This window comes from Gleimia europaea ACS-120-V-Col10b, assembly GCF_000411155.1.
In the GTDB taxonomy this organism is placed as follows: Bacteria; Actinomycetota; Actinomycetes; order Actinomycetales; family Actinomycetaceae; genus Gleimia; species Gleimia europaea_B.
Genome location: NZ_KE150266.1, coordinates 565,756 through 584,272, shown reverse-complemented (window position 1 = coordinate 584,272; position 18,517 = coordinate 565,756). Strand labels below are relative to the sequence as shown.

At 57.2% G+C, this 18,517-nt stretch carries 17 protein-coding genes; 5 read left to right on the top strand and 12 right to left on the bottom strand.

From position 1 onward, the window contains the following. Positions 1-32: 32 nt before the first annotated feature. Together HMPREF9238_RS02660 and HMPREF9238_RS02655 are read right to left on the bottom strand one after the other, a co-directional pair. Positions 33-1,268, bottom strand: a complete 1,236-nt coding sequence (locus HMPREF9238_RS02660; RefSeq protein ID WP_016443896.1) for a molybdopterin molybdotransferase MoeA — start codon at positions 1,266-1,268, stop codon at positions 33-35. Between the two features lie 8 nt (positions 1,269-1,276). After that, the gene (locus HMPREF9238_RS02655; protein WP_016443895.1) at positions 1,277-1,999 is read right to left on the bottom strand and encodes a HesA/MoeB/ThiF family protein; all 723 of its coding nucleotides are present in this window, start codon (positions 1,997-1,999) and stop codon (positions 1,277-1,279) included. 59 nt (positions 2,000-2,058) lie between these two features. Here HMPREF9238_RS02655 and HMPREF9238_RS02650 point away from each other — a divergent pair, with 59 nt between their 5' ends. After that, positions 2,059-2,538 (top strand): MogA/MoaB family molybdenum cofactor biosynthesis protein, encoded by a 480-nt coding sequence (locus tag HMPREF9238_RS02650; RefSeq protein ID WP_016443894.1) that lies wholly within the window; start codon positions 2,059-2,061, stop codon positions 2,536-2,538. Positions 2,539-2,541: 3 nt separating this feature from the next. Here the strand turns inward: HMPREF9238_RS02650 and moaC are convergent, their stop codons facing one another. The 3 genes from moaC to HMPREF9238_RS02635 are packed head-to-tail and all read right to left on the bottom strand — an operon-like array spanning position 2,542 to position 4,555. Then, positions 2,542-3,012 carry a cyclic pyranopterin monophosphate synthase MoaC gene (moaC, locus tag HMPREF9238_RS02645; protein WP_016443893.1) on the bottom strand — a complete coding sequence of 157 codons (471 nt, stop codon included), beginning with the start codon at positions 3,010-3,012 and terminating at the stop codon, positions 2,542-2,544. A 7-nt stretch (positions 3,013-3,019) separates the two neighbouring features. Further along, positions 3,020-3,868, bottom strand: a complete 849-nt coding sequence (locus tag HMPREF9238_RS02640; RefSeq protein ID WP_016443892.1) for a 4Fe-4S dicluster domain-containing protein — start codon at positions 3,866-3,868, stop codon at positions 3,020-3,022. 39 nt (positions 3,869-3,907) lie between these two features. After that, entirely contained in the window at positions 3,908-4,555 is a 648-nt protein-coding gene (locus tag HMPREF9238_RS02635) for a TorD/DmsD family molecular chaperone (RefSeq protein ID WP_016443891.1), read from the bottom strand. Between the two features lie 168 nt (positions 4,556-4,723). Between HMPREF9238_RS02635 and HMPREF9238_RS02630 the strand changes: the two genes are divergently transcribed. Next, entirely contained in the window at positions 4,724-5,023 is a 300-nt protein-coding gene (locus tag HMPREF9238_RS02630) for a DUF6457 domain-containing protein (protein ID WP_016443890.1), read from the top strand. Then, the gene (locus tag HMPREF9238_RS02625) at positions 5,020-5,454 is read left to right on the top strand and encodes a molybdenum cofactor biosynthesis protein MoaE (RefSeq protein ID WP_016443889.1); all 435 of its coding nucleotides are present in this window, start codon (positions 5,020-5,022) and stop codon (positions 5,452-5,454) included. Before HMPREF9238_RS02630 ends, HMPREF9238_RS02625 begins: the two co-directional genes overlap by 4 nt. 78 nt (positions 5,455-5,532) lie before the next feature. On the opposite strand, the gene HMPREF9238_RS02620 is transcribed toward HMPREF9238_RS02625, so the two are convergent. The 7 genes from HMPREF9238_RS02620 to HMPREF9238_RS02595 all read right to left on the bottom strand — a co-directional run bounded on the left by HMPREF9238_RS02620 (position 5,533) and on the right by HMPREF9238_RS02595 (position 15,495). Beyond that, the gene (locus HMPREF9238_RS02620; protein ID WP_016443888.1) at positions 5,533-6,507 is read right to left on the bottom strand and encodes a dimethyl sulfoxide reductase anchor subunit family protein; all 975 of its coding nucleotides are present in this window, start codon (positions 6,505-6,507) and stop codon (positions 5,533-5,535) included. Positions 6,508-6,510: 3 nt separating this feature from the next. After that, positions 6,511-7,128, bottom strand: coding sequence for a DMSO/selenate family reductase complex B subunit (locus tag HMPREF9238_RS08750; protein ID WP_016443887.1), 618 nt, complete (start codon positions 7,126-7,128; stop codon positions 6,511-6,513). A 10-nt stretch (positions 7,129-7,138) separates the two neighbouring features. Beyond that, positions 7,139-9,613 carry a DMSO/selenate family reductase complex A subunit gene (locus HMPREF9238_RS02615; protein ID WP_016443886.1) on the bottom strand — a complete coding sequence of 825 codons (2,475 nt, stop codon included), beginning with the start codon at positions 9,611-9,613 and terminating at the stop codon, positions 7,139-7,141. Between the two features lie 261 nt (positions 9,614-9,874). Then, positions 9,875-10,111 carry a MoaD/ThiS family protein gene (locus tag HMPREF9238_RS02610; RefSeq protein ID WP_016443885.1) on the bottom strand — a complete coding sequence of 79 codons (237 nt, stop codon included), beginning with the start codon at positions 10,109-10,111 and terminating at the stop codon, positions 9,875-9,877. After that, the gene (gene moaA, locus HMPREF9238_RS02605) at positions 10,111-11,145 is read right to left on the bottom strand and encodes a GTP 3',8-cyclase MoaA (protein ID WP_016443884.1); all 1,035 of its coding nucleotides are present in this window, start codon (positions 11,143-11,145) and stop codon (positions 10,111-10,113) included. Before moaA ends, HMPREF9238_RS02610 begins: the two co-directional genes overlap by 1 nt. 42 nt (positions 11,146-11,187) lie before the next feature. Further along, positions 11,188-11,769 (bottom strand): GDSL-type esterase/lipase family protein, encoded by a 582-nt coding sequence (locus HMPREF9238_RS02600; RefSeq protein ID WP_040316646.1) that lies wholly within the window; start codon positions 11,767-11,769, stop codon positions 11,188-11,190. 81 nt (positions 11,770-11,850) lie between these two features. Beyond that, the gene (locus HMPREF9238_RS02595) at positions 11,851-15,495 is read right to left on the bottom strand and encodes a multifunctional oxoglutarate decarboxylase/oxoglutarate dehydrogenase thiamine pyrophosphate-binding subunit/dihydrolipoyllysine-residue succinyltransferase subunit (RefSeq protein ID WP_016443882.1); all 3,645 of its coding nucleotides are present in this window, start codon (positions 15,493-15,495) and stop codon (positions 11,851-11,853) included. A gap of 340 nt (positions 15,496-15,835) precedes the next feature. Between HMPREF9238_RS02595 and HMPREF9238_RS02590 the strand changes: the two genes are divergently transcribed. Further along, a complete protein-coding gene (locus tag HMPREF9238_RS02590; RefSeq protein ID WP_156824431.1) occupies positions 15,836-17,173 on the top strand; it encodes a hemolysin family protein in 1,338 nt (445 codons plus the stop codon). Next, positions 17,170-18,234 (top strand): hemolysin family protein, encoded by a 1,065-nt coding sequence (locus tag HMPREF9238_RS02585; RefSeq protein ID WP_016443880.1) that lies wholly within the window; start codon positions 17,170-17,172, stop codon positions 18,232-18,234. Before HMPREF9238_RS02590 ends, HMPREF9238_RS02585 begins: the two co-directional genes overlap by 4 nt. Positions 18,235-18,517 lie beyond the last annotated feature (283 nt).

The following is an 18,517-nucleotide window of genomic DNA, read 5'->3' as shown; positions in this document are numbered from 1 at the left end:
TGTAGTAGATATGGCCCAAGTAAGAGTGCGGTTTACAGCGGAATGTATTGTACGAGGTCTCCCTCGGCTACCTCGTCTACGTCTGCCGCAATCACCGCGAGGCCGGTCGCATGATGCAACGTGGCAATCAGGTGTGAGCCGGAGGCTTGGGCGTGCGTAGGATAAACCGTAATCCCGCTCGCGCTGAGCTGTGCGCGCACAGGGGCGTACTGGCGCCGGTTCTTGGCAGATTTGAAAGATGTGCCTGCCAGAGCGGGAACCGCTTGGAGTTTGCTTTCGGACCGGCCGCCCAGAAGAGCGATGATAGGGCGTACAAACAGTACAAACGACACGTAGACCGACACGGGGTTGCCGGGCAGACATATGACGGGCACGTCGCGACCGCTCACGTTTATGGTGCCGTGTCCTTGCGGTTTGCCTGGTTGCATGGCTACCTTTTGGAAGCTGAAGTCGTGATTCTTGCCAACAATTTTTACCGGGTCGAAAGCTCCGGCTGAAACCCCGCCCGAAGTGATGATTAGGTCCGCGCAACCCCCGGCTTCGTGAAGCATTTCTTCAAGATGCTCCGGCTCGTCGCCGCTACGACCCCGATACGTAACTTTCGCTCCCAAAGAGCGCGCTAAACCATCCAGCATGATCGAGTTCGAGTCGGGAATCTGACCGTGCGCCAGCGCGCTCCCCGGATCCTTAAGTTCGGATCCGGTCGAGATAATCGCAACGCGTGGCTTCGGGATTACGGGGAGTTTTCCATACCCCACCGAGGCCGCCGCAGCTAAAACCTGGGGAGTAACCGCGATTCCGGCCTGAAGAATAAGATCACCAACGGCAACGTTTTCGCCTGCTTGGCGCACGTTCGTGCCAGGTTGAACAGGGTTGAAGATGGTGACCTGGTCAGGCATTTGCACGGGCCCCGGCGCGATGTTGGTATCTTCAACTTTCACCACCGCGTCGGCGCCTTCAGGCAGGGCAGCGCCCGTCATGATGCGCGTAGCAAAGCCGGGTTTTGTCATGGCATTGGCGGTGGCTCCGGCCGCAACGTCTGCGAAAACGGGTAGCGTCACCCCAGCGTCTTTTGAAGCGCCCTGCACGTCAACCGCGCGCACCGCAAACCCGTCCATCGCAGAGTTCGTGAAGGGCGGCACGGCAACTCGAGCCTCGATGTTTGCTGCCAAAGTGGTGCCCAGGGTGCGTTCAAGGGGCTGTTCTTTAGCTGGAAGGGGGACGATGCCCGAGGTTACTTGCAAAGAGTAGTCTTCAACGCTGATCAAGGTTTCTCCTAAAAGTTGACGAGCCGAACTCCAGTTTCGCGCACATCTATAAGGGCCAGGCGACGCACGAGCACCCCGGGGATTCCACACACAATCTTAATGGCCTCCATGGCCATTAAGGATCCGGCAACTCCCACGAGGGGGCCAAGCACGCCTTGCGTTGCGGCCGTGGGAGTGGCCTGTGAATCTGGCAGCTGCGGGTACAGCTCGCGCAGGGTGGCGGTTTTCCCGCTTGGCTCCGCCGCGAGCGGGTGTGATACAAACGTGGTTACCACCGCCTGCATTCCCACCGCACTACCCCAAACCAAGGGCTGACCAGAGGCCTGGCAGTAATCGGCCAACAGGAACTTTGCTTCCATGTTGTCCGAGGCTTCGAGAACTACGTCTACGTCCCTAAAGATGAGCGCCACATTGTCTGCATCCACGCGCTGACCGACGGCCTCCACACTGATTTCGGGGTTTAGAGCGCGTAGCGTGCTGGCCGCAGATTCAGCTTTGTTACAACCTATGCGCGCGGCGTTGTGCAGGATCTGGCGTTGCAGGTTGGATTCCTCAACAGCGTCAAAATCCACCACTTTCAAGTAGCCGGCGCCCGCAGCCGCAAGATAGTAAAGGGCGGGCGATCCCAGGCCACCGGCCCCCAACACGCCGATGCGTGCATTTTGCAAAGCTGCCTGACCTGTCGCGCCAAAGTCTTTAACCAAAATGTTGCGCTCGTACCGTGAACCCATAGGTAAACCGTAAGCTAAAACCAGTGACGTGAAAAACGCTAGCGCGTCGAGGAGGCGTTGTGAATCTGAAAGCTTGCGTAATTACGGTTTCGGATCGCGCATCCCAGGGGGTGTATGAAGATCGCTCTGGCCCTGCCGCCGTGCAGATTCTGCGCGATGCCGGCTTCGACGTGAGCGCGCCCGTAGTGATTCCTGACTCGAAGGAAGAAATCCAGCGTTCGATTTGCGAGGCCGTGGCCGGCCGAGCCCGCCTCGTGCTAACCACGGGTGGCACCGGTGTTGGGCCGCGTGATTTCACTCCCGAGGCTACCGCGCCGCTGATTGACCGCGAGCTAACTCACCTCATGGGCGCGATCGTCGCGAAGGGTTTGCAGAGCACGCCCCACGCCCTGATTACGCGCGGCCTGGCTGGTTTAACAAAAGAGGGTGCTCTCGTGGTGAACGCGCCCGGCTCCACCGGTGGGGTGCGCGACGCGGCTGAGGTTGTGGTAACGGTTGCCTCCCACATCTTGGCACAGGTGGATGGGGAAGACCACTAGCGGTTACTCGCCGCGCACCCAGTTACCGGATCGGCCTCCAGACTTCGCGATGATCTTGCACTCCTCGATGGCGGCGGAGCGATCCACGCCTTTCACCATGTCGATGATCGCGAGGGCAGAAACGGTGACGGCCGTGAGTGCCTCCATCTCTACCCCCGTGCGGTCTGCGGTGCGAACGGTTGCCTTGATTGCCACGTGATCGTCTTGCAGGTCAAGTTCAACCGCTGCCCCGTGAACGCCGATGGTGTGCGCCAGCGGGAGCAGCTCGGGCACGCGTTTAGCAGCGGCAATTCCAGCGATGCGCGCAACTGCCAGCACGTCACCCTTGGGGACGGTGCCGTCGCGTAGCGCTTGCATAACCGCTGCGGATGCGCTGACTTTTCCAACTGCGGTTGCTTCGCGAACGGTTGGGGTTTTCGCGGTGACGTCAACCATGTAGGCCTCGCCCGCGTTGTTAAGGTGAGTGAACTTCATATCGCTTCTACTTTCTTTCAAAACCGGGCGGCAGCCAGGAGCCAAACGGATCTTGTGCAACGCGCCTGCAGGTGGGGCACAGTTCTTCGCCGTCGTTTGCAAAAAGTGATTGGCATTTGCGGCATTTCGCGGTTGGTACGCGGGCAACTTCTACGCGTTCCATTTCGGCTAAGGACAGCGCATCTGCGCGCCTTATGGCATGTTCGGGGCACAGTTCGATGCACCTACCGGTACCTTCACAGGTTGTGCGATCGTGTAGCAACACAGCGGTGGCGCTACCTTTTTCATTTTCCTTTTCGAGGGCGAGGGATTGGGTTGGACACGCGGATACGCACACTCCGCAGGCCGTGCAACCTGCGATTTTCAGGCGCGGAGTGATCGGTGCTCCCACAAACTCGTCCGCAACTCCCGGTTCGATCCCCAGGGCGGCGAGAGCGGCGCTGAGTTGTGCGCTCTGAGTGCCGGAAATATCCACGGGCAGGGAACTGTCCGAGCTGAGCCCAAACAGGGCTCTGCGTGAAACTGGAGCGGAGGTCGCCAGGACCTCTTGTGCGGGGCGGAACCGAGGCGGTTTACCCTGGTATTGGCTGATTCTGGGGCCAAGTAGGCGCTGCCATGTTTCGAATCGTTGCTTTGCCCGCTCGCGGTTTTCGCACTCGCACGCATCTACGTCAACGCTTAGTGACCGAGCGCCGCAAGCCAATATCTGCGGGGCGAGGGCTAGCAGAGTGTCCGCAATGCATCCGTCAACGCGAAGCGGCGTGGTGGACTTGGAGTAAGTGCGGGTGACAGAGGCACAGATCAGGGTTATGGCGGGTTCCTCATCGCTGATCCAGCTAAGTAGGCTCGCGTTCATGGGTGCCGCCTGATTCGCATTTGGGCCATGGTCACAAAGCTACTCGGCTGCATGGACGCCATCTGTTTCAACGAACGCGCTAACGCTGGCAATGAAACCGAGCGTGAACTCCGCAACCGCCTTATAGAGGGCGGTTTTGGCATGCTTTCGCACGTCCTCAACCACTTCACCCGCAAACCGATCTAGGTGGTCAACTAAGAAATCGCGCATTGCCGTGCGGATCTCCTGCGCGTCCTCGCCCGCAGCCAGCTGCTCGGCGGCGCGTCCCGCCAGGTCGCTAAGAAACGCAATTTCAAGGCCAATATGGTCATCTGGTTCACGGTTGAAGTTGGGGGCGCGAAGCCCGAACTTGGCGTAGGCGGCGCGCACAGCAAAAGTTTCTTCTTCAAAAACGAGTCCCTCTTCGGACGTGCGTACGGATTCGTACGGTTGTGCGAGGGCTCGGCCAGCCCCAACGAACAGGTAGAGGTGGTCGCGTTTGAGCTCCTCTTGGCTTTCGGGGCGTGAGCTGAGCAAAGTGCGCACGCCTTGAACGGAATCAGGGTCGGTGAGGGGCCAATCGTGCAACATTTCAGCCGAATACATTGCTTCGCGTAGTTCATCGCCGGGAGCATTTAAATAAAGCTGGGATAGTGCTTTGCCAGCCGCCGAGATGCGTTCGACCTGTTCCACAGCGGAAACGTTCATGCCTACTTTTCCTCACGTTTAGATGCAATGTTTTCTCACCCTAGTTTATCGAACCCTGCTTGCTAGAGCCGGTGATACTTCGGAGAGCGGCTTTCGCCTGGGCCGGCTTAGAATTACCTTGTTATCGTGTTGAAAGAGCATGTAGTTCACTGAGATTTGGGAGGTTCTATGGAACACAGAGATGATCCGCAGAAGATGGAACAAATGCGTGAGTGGTTAACGCGCGCCGCGCAGACGATCGAAGTGGATAAGGATGTCGCGTTGGACCTAGAGCCGGATTTGCTGAAGCTGGCGCAGATGACCGCGCACCACACTTCGCGTCCAGGCACTCCACTCACCGCTTTTCTAGTAGGTCTGGCTACGGGCCAGGTGGGTGGTGATAATGACGCCATGGTTGCAACTGCGCGCGCAAAGATCGCCTCTTTGATCGCGGATATTGAGCAAAACTTTGTGGAGGATTCTAAGTGAGCGGTGGCCGCGTTGTTCGCGTTGAGATTAGTCCGGAACCATTTAACGAGGCCGAAGTTGTAGCCGCCACCACGGACGACAAAGCAGGCGCAGTTATCACGTTTAACGGTGTGGTTCGTAACCATGACCAGGGTAGGGACGTGGAGTCAATCGAGTATTCCTCGCATGAGATAGCGTCAACGGTCTTGCATGAGATTGCTGAGGAGATTGCCGGCCGCGACGGTGTGCATGCTGTGTCCGCGGTTCACCGCGTTGGGAATGTTCGAGTGGGGGAGACTGCGATGGTGGTTGTTGTTGCGGCCTCGCACCGGTCAATGGCGTTCAGTGCCACCAGTGATTTTGTAGATGAGATTAAGGCTCGCGTCCCGGTTTGGAAGAAACAGAATTTTCCAGATGGCACCCACGAGTGGACAGGCATAGCTGACATCTAAAGCTGACGTTGATGCAGATATCAGTTTGAGGGCCACAAACGAAGTGTTTGTGGCCCTCAAATGTATGTCCTTACCGGCTTATATTCCTATCCTGTTCATCTCTCCGTAGAAGAGGAACCTCGCGATGATTTCGCTGATAGTCACGAGGGCAAAGCTGGTGAGGGTGAGGGCTAGCAGTGGCTTATGCTGGCTGCCCTCGAGGTTCTTGTGGGTGGTTAAGGTCAGGTAGAGGCCAATGATGCCCGCGCCGATGATAAGCAGGACGAGGCGAATGGCGTACCAGGTTGGCGACGGATCAACGTCGGCAGGGTTGGGGCCGGCCGGTTTAGCAGCGGCGTAGGTTCCAACCACTAGTTGGAGCGCAAGCATCGCGATGGTGGTGATTGCGATCCAATTAGTTGCCTGATTGGTCAAGCTGATGGTTTCGCGTTGAGTTTGGATATCTGCGCGTGTTTGTGCCGGCTGGTTCTCGGTCTTGTTAGCCCCGGTTAGGGCGTGGTCCAGTTTGGGCCATTTGGTTGACACGATTGGCCAGGCGCTGAAAGCCAGGGCGATCGCAAGACTACCGGTGAGGGCGGCGCTGATGTAGAAGGTGGCGGGGGTGGTCCAGTGGTTCCATGCAGGAACGGTTGGAAGCATGTACACGTGGGCCATTACCCAGATGAACCCCAGGCCCCAGATGGCGGTGAAGATAGCTAGTGCGTTACGGATTTTTGCGTTGAACCAGCCAAACCAGGTGGCAGCTGCAAAGATGAATCCAAGTACGGCAAAGCCAGCGCCAAACAGGATTTCACGTGCCAGCCACGAAGTGGCGACGTGACGGATCGCGTTGGGCGCATTCAGGGGATTGCCAAGGTGGAACATGGAAGCAAGCAATGCTAGAACCATGACCGGTCCGATTGCGTAGAGGGCAGGCTTGGCCAAGCGGTCTACGGTCTTGGATGAGTACTTGGTTTGCGCGAATAGGTTTACTAGGCCTAGCGTGACAAAAGCTCCTACCGCCATTTGCGCAAGAATGGTGAAAGCCGTTAATGGCCATTCATGAACGTTCACTTTCTAGACCTCTTCTCGGTTAGCGATCTCACCAGATGGATTGTTCCATGGTTGAGCGTCGCGGTGGGGTGTAACTACTAGGTGCGGGTTGGTAATAGATGGGTCTGGCAGCGGCGCTACAGCTTGGATGTCACCATACTTTTCGCGTAGCTCATCTATTGGACCCCAGTCCAATGCGCGGGAGGGGCAAGCATCTACACACGCCGGGTTTTGGCCTGTAGCGCGGTAGTCAGAACACAGATCACATTTGGTCATGTAACCCAGGTCAGCGTTGAACTGCGGGGCCGAGTAAGGACATGCCCACTCACAGTAACGACACCCAACACACTTGCCTGGATCAACAGTTACCACCCCGTCCGCATCCTGGCTCATCGCGGTGGTAGGACATACCTGCACGCAGATCGGGTTTTCGCAGTGGTTACAAGAGATGGAAGTGTAATAAGAGAACACGTTCGGGGTGAAGGTGTCCCCGTCTTGTTGCCAAGACCCTCCCGTGTACTCAACCACGCGTCGCCAGTTCACACCAAGAGGCGTATCATGCTTATCCTTACATGCAATCTGGCAGGCCTTGCACCCGTTGCAAGCGGTCTGATCAAAATAAAATCCAAGTTTTGCAGCCACAATAAACCTCCTAAGCCTTCTCTACTTGAACGAGAATGGTGTGCTGAGCATTACCCTTTGCCAGTGGGGAGGGGTGCCATGATGTGAGCGTGTTTACGGAACCTCCAACGTCAAGGCCAGATTTATCTGGGTTATACCACGCTCCTTGCGGAACGGATACGACGCCGGGAGCAATGCGGCTGGTAACTCGCGCCTTGATGCGGATGCGTCCGCGATCATTTCGGATGATGACAACATCATCGTTCTTGATGCCACGTTTCATCGCGTCTAGCGTATTAATCCACGCGATTTGTGGGTGAGCATCATCGCGGAGCCAATCGACGTTACCGTAGGAGGAGTGCGTGCGTCCCTTGTAGTGGTGACCAATGCACTGCAACGGATAATCCTTATTGGTACGAGCCTCGACCGCGCCTTCCCACGTGTCTACATGTTCAGGTAGAGCGGTGAGCTTGTCTCCGGCCATCCCCTCGGGGAACTCCCACGTCTTCGCCATATCAGCAAGCTGCGAAGAATAAATCTCAATCTTCCCCGAGGGCGTCTCCAACGCATTCGCCACCGGATCCTCACGGAAGTCGGCGAGTGGGATCACCGATTCGCCCTTCTTCTTCCAGATCCCCATTTGCTTGAGCTGGTCGTAGGAGGGCAGTTCGGGGATTTCCTTGCGGCTACTTTCGATGGTGTGTTCACACCATTCTTCCTGGGTGCGGCCTTCTGTGAACTGGTCTTCCACACCAAAGCGGCGCGCCAGCTCGGAGCACACCCAGTAGATCGACTTGCAGTCGAACAGAGGCTCGATGGCTTTAGACGCGAGGATCGTATAGCCCATGTCTCCGGAGGAGCCTTCTTGTATAACGTCCTCTTGCTCCGCTGTTGATAGGTCCGGGAGGACGTAGTCAGCGTAGCGAGCGGACACGGTCATCTGGATATCAGATACCACAATCAGTTCGCACTTCGAATCGTCGCGCAAGAGCTCAGCTGTGCGGTTGATGTCGCCGTGCTGGTTGGTGAGGGCGTTGCCGGCGTACTGCCAGATCATCTTGATTGGAACGTCGAGTTTATCCTTGCCCCGCACGCCGTCACGGGTCGCGGTCATTTCCGCGCCACGCTCAACCGCGTCGGTCCAGGAGTAGACAGAAATGGATGTCTTCACCGGGTTTTCAGTGGAGTTGAACGGGTAGACCATTGGCAGACCGTAGGAGGCTTCGCGGCCACCCGTGCCGCCGCCGGGTATGCCAATCTGTCCGAGTATAGCCGCCAGGGTAAACACTGCGCGCGCTTGGTTCTCGCCGTTGGCATGGCGCTGCGGGCCCCACCCCTGCGAGATGGCTACCGGCTTCATGGTTCCCATCTCGCGCGCGAGGCGCCGAATCACACTGGCTGGGACGCCGGTGATTTCAGAAGCCCACTCGGGGGTCTTCTCAATCCCGTCCTCTCCCTTGCCCTCAATGTAGGAACGATAGGAGGCATTCTTTGGAGCCCCCTCGGGCATATGATCCTCATCAAAACCGATCGTGTATTTGTCCAAGAACGCTTGGTCATGCAAGTTCTCGGAGATGAGGACGTGTGTGATACCCGCAATGAGGGCCGCGTCGGTTCCGGGGCGAAGAGCAATCCATTCGTCGGCCAGGCCGATCGCAGTGTCGGAGTATCGCGGATCAATGACGATCGTTCTCACGTCATGGTCTTTGCGTGTCTTCTGAGTGACAAACAGTTCGCCACCGCCGGACATGCGGGTTTCGAGCGGGTTATTACCGAACATGACCTGTAGCTTGGAGTTCTTTGCATCATCCAAGGAGTTCGTAGCTACCCAGCCGCCGTAGTGGAATGGGTATGCGGAGGTGATCTGAGCGGTGGAGTAGTCCGAGTAGTGATTGAGGTAGCCGCCGAGCAGGTTCATGAGGCGGGCGAACGGCGTCTGTGCTGGCGGCCAGGAGCGTGCAACCGTCCCGCCGAGTGTGCCCGTGCCGTAGTTGAGGTAGATCGACTCGTTTCCGTACTCGCTGAGGAGTTCTTTCATCTTGTCGGCAATCTCATCGAGTGCCTGCTCCCAAGAAATTTCTTCCCACTCGCCGTCGCCGCGCTTGGTGCCTTCCTTGCGCTTCAACGGAGTCTTCAACCGATCCGGGTTGTAAATGCGGTGGCGGATGGAACGGCCGCGTACGCACGCGCGGATCTGTTGCGTGCCTATTTCGTTATCACCGGTATCTTCGGGAAGAACGCGGATGATCTGGCCTTCCTTGACCTGGAGCTTCAGCGGGCACCTCGAACCGCAGTTCACGGTGCATGCGGACCAGAAGGTTTCTGCATCCTCCACGCCCTCAACAGCGAAGGCCCTGTTGGCTTCGCCAACGCCCGGCTTACCGGAGAACACGGCGGGGGATGCGGCTAGCGCGGTCGCGGTTCCGGCGACGGCGCTCCATTTTAAGAATGAACGGCGAGAGGGACCTTGTGTACCCTCTCGTGGTTTTACGTCGGCCAAGGACACGTCTGCCTCCTCAAGTATGTGGCTTTTACTAAATGCTATGGGAATGCAGTTCGGTGTGACCTGGATCGCCTTGTTTACGGGGGAAAGCCGCGTTTTCCATTTTTGCATATAGGAAACTGTGTTGAAATTAAAAACGGTTGCGTTAATAAACTATTTCAGAGCTGCGCAGGAGACAGCTTCAAATCGGTCTTGCAGGGGCTTTACGCGAACAAAAACGGCGTTACTCGGAGTTCGAGTAACGCCTGTCAATGTTGCATCTGCTTATCCACCCGCGAACGGGGGAAGCACGTCAAGCGTGTCGATCGATGCGGCAGAATCGGCGGGAAGAACCTTCTTACCATCAGCTAGCAGAAGTGACCTGGAGATCACCTTTTCGAGTACGACGTTGCCCTCGCTAACCTGCCTGAGCAGGTCGGCAACCGTTGGTGCGGATCCGACGCTTACGGATGAAGCTCCGGCGGCTTCGGCTGCGCCGGCAAAGAAACGGATCGTAGCCACTATCCACCAATCCTCGACATTGTGCGTTCCGGCGGTTGAAAATCGGGACGGCCCATGCCGTGCCCAGCCAGTTTTTCAGCGGTGGCTCCCATCCAGATTGTCGCCAGCTCTTCATCGCTGGCTCCAGACCTTAGTGGGGTTCGCAAGTCTGCTTCTTCGGTTGCAAATAGGCAGGTGCGAATTTGTCCGTCAGACGTGAGACGTGTGCGGTCACAGTCATCGCAGAATGGATTCGTCACCGATGCGATCACGCCCACGTCTCCAGCGGGGTGATTAGAGCTCGCCGCCACGTTCCAAAGCTCTGCCGGCGCTGATCCGCGTGGTTTTGCAGACGGTGATAGTTCAAACTTTGTTGCAAGCCGCTCTAAAATGTCGGCCTGAGTCAGTAGCTGGTCGCGCTTCCACGAATGAGCGGGGCCAAGTGGCATGTGCTCGATGAAACGCAGGTGATACCCGTGGCCAAGACAGTAAGCCAGCAGATCAACGATGTCCTCTTCATTAATTCCCTTCATAGCGACGGCATTGATTTTGATTGGGCTCATACCCGCAGCGTCTGCTGCTTCAATGCCGCGCAGGGCGTCAGCTAGGCGGTCACGCCTCGCGATAGTCGCGTAGCGCTGCCGGTTCAGAGAATCAAGTGAGATATTCGCCCGTGACACACCCGCTTCGGCGAGTGCTTCGGCGCGTTTGTCCAGGCCGAGGCCGTTCGAGGTGATCGAAATTTGCGGCGACTTGCCCAGGTGGGTGGTCATGGCTTTGGTCTGCGAAACGATTTGTTCAAGGGAGCGGCGAAGTAGTGGCTCCCCGCCGGTGAAGCGCACCTGTTCAATACCAAGCATTTCAATGCCGATACGTATTAGCCGCAGGATTTCCTCGTCGCTCAAAGTATGTTCCGTTGGAAGCCACTCTAGGCCTTCGGCGGGCATGCAGTATTCGCAGCGCAGGTTGCATCGGTCCGTCAAAGAGACACGCAGATCGCGAGCAACGCGACCAAACCTGTCACTTAAGACCCCGAACTGCTTATTTGCCTGCATGTCTCTCACGAATCTTTACACGGAAAATCAGATTAACCGATTCTAAGCACGAGGCGGGAGGCCTATCCACTCGAACCAGTTGTTGTGCAACACAATCCAAGCCAGCAGCCCGTAACCCGCCTGGTTTGGCAGACCGGTTTGAGACATCGCGATGTCGTCGTGCCACTGGTCGTGCGTCAGGAGGGGCGAGAACGTGTCTACAAACGGGATAGACCTGCGCTCAGCAACTTCACGGCAAGCTCGCACAACTTCAGATAGTTGGCGCGAGTCGGAGGTTTGCAGCGGGGGAGGGCCCACAATCATTACCTTGATGCCCATCTGCGTGGCAAGATCCACCATGTTTGCAAGATTGAGGCGGGTGCGGGGCGTGGAAAGCCCGGTCTCCACGTCTTGCTTACCAACGGCGATAATGAGGCGATTGTCGGCGCCGTCTTTGAATCGCGGCATGCATTCGCTTTCCCAGCGCTGTGACATTTCGGTAGTAGATTCGCCCGGCATGGCCAAGGCAAACACGTGCATGGTTTCTGGAATGTTGGTGCGTGCGAGCACTCGTCCAATCCAGCCGAGGGCACGAGGATCACCCGTTCCGGCCACGAGTTCGTCGCCGATCACACAAAGCCTGATGTCGTTCACAATCGTCTCCTTCAGCCCCTCACAATACACGCAAAGCGGGGCCGGCTAATGCCAGCCCCGCTTTGCACGGGTTTAGTGTTCGAATGCGCCGTCCATCAAAATCTCATGCTGGTACTTGTGTAGCGCCATAGTGCCAGCTGCCGGAGAGGCGGCCGCTGGGCGGGACACTACTTTGACCTTGCGGTCGATCTGGGGGAACAGGTTGAGCGCCAGGAACGGCCAAGCACCCTGGTTTTGCGGCTCGTCTTGCACCCACGCCAGTTCGGCATCGCCAAATGGTGCAATCGCTGCTTTCAACTCCTCGAGTGGAAGCGGGTAGTACTGCTCCACACGTACGATCGCGGTATTGTTGTCGCCACGATGTTGGCGTTCCTTCACGAGGTCGTAGTAGACGCGGCCCGAGCACATAATCACACGATTAACTGCCGGCGCGTTGGCGGTGATTGCCTCGTTGGCTTCACCAATAACGGGCTGGAAGTGGCCGGAGGTGAAATCCTCAACTTCGGAAGACGCGGCGGACAGGCGCAACAACTGCTTGGGCGTAAACACGATAAGAGGCTTACGCGGGCGCTTGTACGCCTGCGTGCGGAGCAGGTGGAAGTAGTTCGCCGGAGTGGAGGGCTGGGCGATCCACATGTTGTCTTCCGCCGCTAGCTGGAGGTAGCGCTCAATGCGTGCGGAGGAGTGGTCCGGCCCCTGGCCTTCGTATCCGTGGGGCAAAAGTAGCGTCACGGAGGAACGCTGATCCCACTTTTGTTCCGCGGATGAAATGAACTCATCAACCACGGTCTGTGCACCGTTTGCAAAGTCACCAAACTGGGCTTCCCACAGGACTAGTGCGTCGGGGCGTTCCAACGAGTAGCCGTACTCGAATGCCATCGGCGCGTATTCAGAAAGCGTCGAGTCGTGGATGTCGAGTTTGGGCTGCTCATCCACCAGGAAGTTCAGCGGGGTCCACTCGCGGCCATCATTGTGATCGTGAAGGACGGCGTGGCGCTGAACGAAGGTGGCGCGGCGCGCGTCCTGACCAGACATGCGCACGGGGGTGCCTTCCATTAGCAGTGAGCCGAAGGCGATCAACTCGCCAAAGCCCCAGTCGATCTTGCCTTCGCGCGACATCTTGTGGCGCTTTTCCAGTAGCTTTGCAAGTTTCGGATGCGGCGTGAAGCCTTGCGGGATGGCGAGGTGAGCATCGCCGATGCGTTCAACAACTTCGCGCGGTACGGGAGATTCCCAACCGATCATCATGCCTTCGCCGGCGCGTTGCGCCTCGGGGCGCTCCAGACCGGCAACGGCTTCGTCTGTAACCGGCGTTGTTTCTGCGCTCCTCGTTTCTTCCAGGATCTCGTCCAGCAGCTCGTTGTATTCGGCCAGTGCCTTATCGGCCTCTTCCTCGCTAATGTCGCCACGGCCGATGAGATCCTTGGTGTAGCGGTCGCGTGTGGTGAGTGTGCGGTCGATCAAAGAGTACATGACCGGCTGCGTCATTGACGGGTCATCACCCTCGTTGTGTCCGCGACGGCGGTAGGTAACGAGATCAATGATGACGTCCTTGTTGAACTTCTGGCGGAACTCGAAAGCAAGTTTGGCAACGCGCACAACCATTTCCGGATCGTCGCCGTTTACGTGGAAGATCGGGATCTGCAGGCCCTTGGCCATATCGGTTGCATACTTTGTGGAGCGCGCAACCGTGTTTGGCGTGGTGAAGCCAATCTGGTTGTTGATAATCACGTGCATGGTGCCGCCGTTGCGATAGGCGGGTACCTGGCTCATGTTTAGTGTCTCGTAAACCACGCCCTGACCGGCAAATGCCGCGTCGCCGTGGATTAGGATCGGCAGGATCGGCCAGCCCGGCTCGTTCAACTTGTCGTGCTTCGCGCGCGCAACACCTTGGAGCACGCCGTCCGCGGCCTCGAGGTGAGATGGGTTCGCGGCAAGATAAACCTTTGTTGCCGCGCCATCTTCGGCAGTGAAAATGCCTTCGGTTCCAAGGTGATACTTAACATCGCCGGAGCCGAGGACGGAGCGGGGATCCTGGTTGCCTTCGAACTCAGAGAAGATCTGGCCGTAGGACTTACCGGCAATGTTAGCCAGCACGTTCAGACGGCCACGGTGCGCCATTGCGATGGCAACCTCAGCGATGCCATCGTGAGCTGCCACCCAAAGCACTCGGTCGAGGAGGGGAATCAGCGATTCGGAGCCTTCCAGAGAGAATCGCTTCTGACCGATGTATTTGGTCTGCAAGAAGTGCTCAAATGCCTCGGCCTTATTTAGCATCGTCATGATGTGGCGCTGAGTTTCAAGCGAGGGCTTTTCCCAAGGCTTTTCCACGTGCTCTTGGATCCACTCGCGCTGCGCCGGATCAACCATGTGCATGTATTCGATACCGGTGGTGCGAGTGTAAGTGTCGCGAAGCTGTTCCAGGATTTCGCGGAGCGTCATGTGGTCGCGGCCGCCAAAGCCGCCGGTTGGGAAGGAACGGTCAAGGTCCCAAACGTTCAGGCCGTACGTCGATAAGTTGAGGTCGGGATGGCGGCGAACCTTGTAATCCAGCGGGTCGGTGTTAGCGGCGAGGTGACCAGCAACGCGGTAGGCGTGAATCAGCTCAACAATGCGTGCGGGCTTGCCCTTCTCACGCTCTTCGTTGTACTCCTTGTCGCGCTCCCAACGGTAAGGAACGTAGGGAACCTGCATAGAGTCAAACACGCGGTCGTAGAAGCCATCTTGACCAGCAATCTTGCGCGACACGATGCGTAGCAACTCTCCGGAAGCCGCGCCCTGGATGATGCGGTGGTCGTAGGTGGAGGTCATCGTCATGATCTTGCCAACGCCCATCTTCGCTAGGCGCTGCGGTGAAGCGCCCGCCCACTCGGCGGGGTAGTCCGTTGCACCCACACCAATGATTGAGCCCTGTCCCTTCATGAGGCGAGGAACCGAATGCGTGGTGCCGATCGTCCCCGGGTTTGTGAGTGTTACGGTGCCACCCTGGAAGTCAGCGGCGCCGAGCTTGCCTTCGCGCGCCCGCTTCACAATGTCTTCGTAGGCGGCAACGAACTCGGCAAACGTTAGCGTGTCAGCCTCTTTTATGACGGGCACCATGAGCATACGGTTTCCGTCTTTCAAAGGAATGTCGATCGCAAGACCAAAGCCCACATGTGCGAGGTGTTCAACGGCGGGTTTGCCCTTTTCATCGAACGTGTAGCGAACGTTCATTGATGGCATCTCTACCAGGGCTTCAACGAGTGCGTAGCCGATGAGGTGGGTGAAAGAGACCTTGCCGCCGCGAGTGCGGGCGAGGTGACCATTGATTACTGCGCGGTTCTCAATCAAAAGTTTGGCTGGAATCTGCCGGGCCGACGTTGCGGTGGGAACCTCGAGAGAACTCTCCATATTTTTCGCAACGGCGCGGAACGCTCCCTTTAGTGTTTCGATCTCGTCCTCTTCGCGCGCCTCACTGTTTAGTTTTGAAGCGGCACGTGACCTGGTAAGGCGGGTGTAGGGCGACGTTGCCTCAGCGACCTTTGATTTAGGGATGGGAGGGAGGTCAGCGCGCGTCTCGTCGATGGCATTTGGGTTGAAACGCGACGCGGACGCGGCGATCGGAGCAGAGACATCTACGGGAGCAGAATCTGCGGAAATTCTCGATGGATCATTGGGCGCAGGCGGGGCCGGCGGGCGGGGGGCTGCTTGAATCGGGCCGGGTGTGTATTCTGTCATCGCTCCTGTTTCCTTGGGCTCGCACTGTTGTCAACGATTCCAGTTGATCGCTTCGATGGTGATCGGGCGCTACAACTTCAATCAGTTTAAGACGAATAATCCCCGTTTTCTCTTGATATGGAGAGATTTTACGGTTATTTGCCCAACTGATAATCACCTATGGTTTAGACCTTAAAAGTCGAAGGGAATTCAAGGCCTGTAAGGGGGTGAGTAGGGGAGGACACCGGGGTAAATGAGGCTCTCAACACCTATTTGAGCGAGTGCTTGAAAATCCGGTTAAGCTGGGATGGATGCATAAAGATGAACCTCCGCGAAGTTTTTGGCCGGTGATGAGCCGGTGATATATGACGTCCTCATGCTCCTATTTGGAGTTGTTCTCACGCTGGGCACCGCGATTTTCGTTGCCGCCGAGTTTTCATACGTCGCCCTTGACGTTGCGTCGGTGGAGCGACGCGCCAACGAAGGTGACAAAAAAGCTAAACAGGTTGTCAAAGCGTTGCGTATCTTGTCCACCCAGCTTTCTGGTGCGCAGGTGGGAATTACGCTAACCACGATTCTGCTTGGTTACACCACGCAGGTCTCCTTGCTGAATCTGTTCACCAAGATGTTTGCAAGTTTTGGGCTTGCCCTCACACTTTCCACCACTATCGCGGTGGTGCTGTCGGTTATCTTCATTAACGCGTTTTCGATGCTGTTTGGCGAGCTGGTCCCAAAGAACATGGCTCTTGCTGACCCGTTGCACACCGCGGGGCTCGTGACACCGATACAGGCGGCGTTCACAAAGGTGTTGCATCCTCTAATTAAGGTTCTGAACGATACTGCTAACGCGGTGTTGCACGCCATGGGGATCACGCCGATGGAGGAGATCTCGTCCGCGCGCTCAGCGTCCGAGCTTGCCGCACTGGTGCGCCACTCCGCGCAAGAGGGCACGCTGGATACCTCAACCGCGACGCTGCTCACCAAGTCGATTGGTATTGGTGAGTTAACCGCGATTGACGTGATGACGGATCGCGGACGCATGGTGTACCTAAGTGAGTCGGCTTCAGCAGCGGACGTTGTTGAACTTGCGCGCACCACGGGCCACTCGCGCTTCCCGATCGTAGGCGATGATTCGGACGATATTGTCGCTTTCGTCTCGCTGCGCCGCGCGATCGCGGTGCCTTGGGATAAGCGAAGCGAGGTGTCGGTGCTGTCTTCCTCCCTCACTTCTGAAGTGCTGCGCGTGCCAGAAACGCTTGCGCTGGCTCCGCTACTACTTATGCTTCGCGCAGAAGGCCTGCAAATCGCCGTAGTTGTGGACGAATACGGCGGTACGTCGGGAATTGTCACGTTGGAAGACGTCGTGGAAGAAATCGTTGGCGAGGTAGCCGACGAACACGACCGCCGCCGCCACGGTATTCGCCGCCAAAACGATGGTGCATGGAAGGTGCCCGGCACCCTTCGCCCCGATGAACTGCTGGAGCGTACCGGCATTTTTGTTCCCGAGGATGGCCCATACGAAACCCTCGGCGGGTTCATGATGCTTAAGCTTGGCCGCATCGGCGAGGTCCATGACAGGGTGCAGGTTGAAAACACGACGCTGGAAATCTTGCGCATGGATGGGCGCCGCATCGATCAGATCCTGGTTCGCGTCACGGAACCGGAACAGTCGAATGAGGAGGAGGGGGATACAAAATGAGTATCACCGCCGGTCTTCTAATCACGCTGTTCTTGTTGCTCCTTAACGCATTTTTTGTGGCTGCCGAGTTCGCGGTGACTTCTTCGCGCCGAGCGCAAATCGAGCCGCTCGCAGATGAGGGTAAACGCGGCGCGAAGACGGCGCTGTATGCGATTGAAAACGTTTCGCTAATGCTGTCGATCTCCCAGCTGGGCATCACGATCGCATCGACCTCTTTGGGTGCGGTTGCAGAGCCTGCGATCGCAAGACTTGTCGAGCGCCCTTTGCAAGCCGTGGGGCTTCCAGCTGCATCCGCGCATGCGGTTGCGTTTATTTTGGCCTTACTGCTGGTACTGTACCTACACGTGGTCTTTGGGGAGATGGTGCCGAAGAACATGTCGGTTTCGGCCCCTGATAAGGCGCTACTGATTCTCGCGCCTCCACTGGTTGCGATCGGGCACGTGTTCCGTCCAATCGTTGTGGGGCTGGATCACATGGCGAACTGGTTCGTCCGCCTATTTGGTTTGGAGCCGCGCCACGAAGTTGCCGCTTCTTTCACGGCTGAAGAGGTTGCGTCCATTGTTGAGCTATCCCAGCAGGAAGGCACGCTTCATGACGAGATCGGCCTGCTGAGTGGCACGCTTGAATTTTCAGAGGAGCGCGCTGGTGACGTGATGGTGCCAGTAGAAGAACTGGTGAGCGTGCCGCGCGACGTGACGCCCGCCCAGCTGGAGCGCGAGGTAGCAAAGACTGGTTTTTCGCGCTATCCGGTGGTGGATGAAAACGGTTTGCCAATCTACTACATTCATTTGAAGGACGTCTTGTTCGCGGGCCCGGATCAGCGTGATCTGCCACTGGATGAGTGGCGTTTTCGCGAGATGCCGGTCGTTCAAGCCAGTGACGAGGTGGAGGATACGCTACGCATCATGCAACGCTCGGGCACGCACTTGGCGGAAGTGGTGAAGGACGGCCTAACGGTTGGCGTTCTCTTTTTGGAGGACGTTATCGAGGAACTGGTCGGAGAGGTTCGTGACTCCTTGCAACGCGAGGATATTTTCATTGAGCGTAATTTGGATATGTGAGCCGATCATGGATCTTTGCAACTCGTGCCCCGATTTGAAAACGCGAACGTGAATCTGTGCACAGGTGTTTCAAACGGGTTGATCCGTGCGGCTTGGCGTTATAAGTTCGTTACGTATCCGCCGCGTGACTTTGTGTAAGTCATTCTCTTTTGCGCAATTTTGGAAGGGAATAGTTATTTTGCCTGCAAATGGTTCTTCAAATGGCTCGTCTTTCCCTACGCGTCGTGAGCTACGTGAGCAAACAGGCAAGCCGCGCAATCCAAAGATTAGTAGGCCTAGTTGG

Bases quoted from the DNA above. Each gene is read 5' to 3' on its own strand.
- HMPREF9238_RS02635 (WP_016443891.1), bottom strand. From the start codon at position 4,555: ATGAACGTTTCCGCTGTGGAACAGGTCGAACGCATCTCGGCGGCTGGC.
- moaA (WP_016443884.1), bottom strand. From the start codon at position 11,145: ATGCAGGCAAATAAGCAGTTCGGGGTCTTAAGTGACAGGTTTGGTCGC.
- HMPREF9238_RS02655 (WP_016443895.1), bottom strand. From the start codon at position 1,999: ATGGGTTCACGGTACGAGCGCAACATTTTGGTTAAAGACTTTGGCGCG.
- HMPREF9238_RS02595 (WP_016443882.1), bottom strand. From the start codon at position 15,495: ATGACAGAATACACACCCGGCCCGATTCAAGCAGCCCCCCGCCCGCCG.
- HMPREF9238_RS02630 (WP_016443890.1), top strand. From the start codon at position 4,724: ATGGAACACAGAGATGATCCGCAGAAGATGGAACAAATGCGTGAGTGG.
- moaC (WP_016443893.1), bottom strand. From the start codon at position 3,012: ATGAAGTTCACTCACCTTAACAACGCGGGCGAGGCCTACATGGTTGAC.
- HMPREF9238_RS02585 (WP_016443880.1), top strand. From the start codon at position 17,170: ATGAGTATCACCGCCGGTCTTCTAATCACGCTGTTCTTGTTGCTCCTT.
- HMPREF9238_RS02640 (WP_016443892.1), bottom strand. From the start codon at position 3,868: ATGAACGCGAGCCTACTTAGCTGGATCAGCGATGAGGAACCCGCCATA.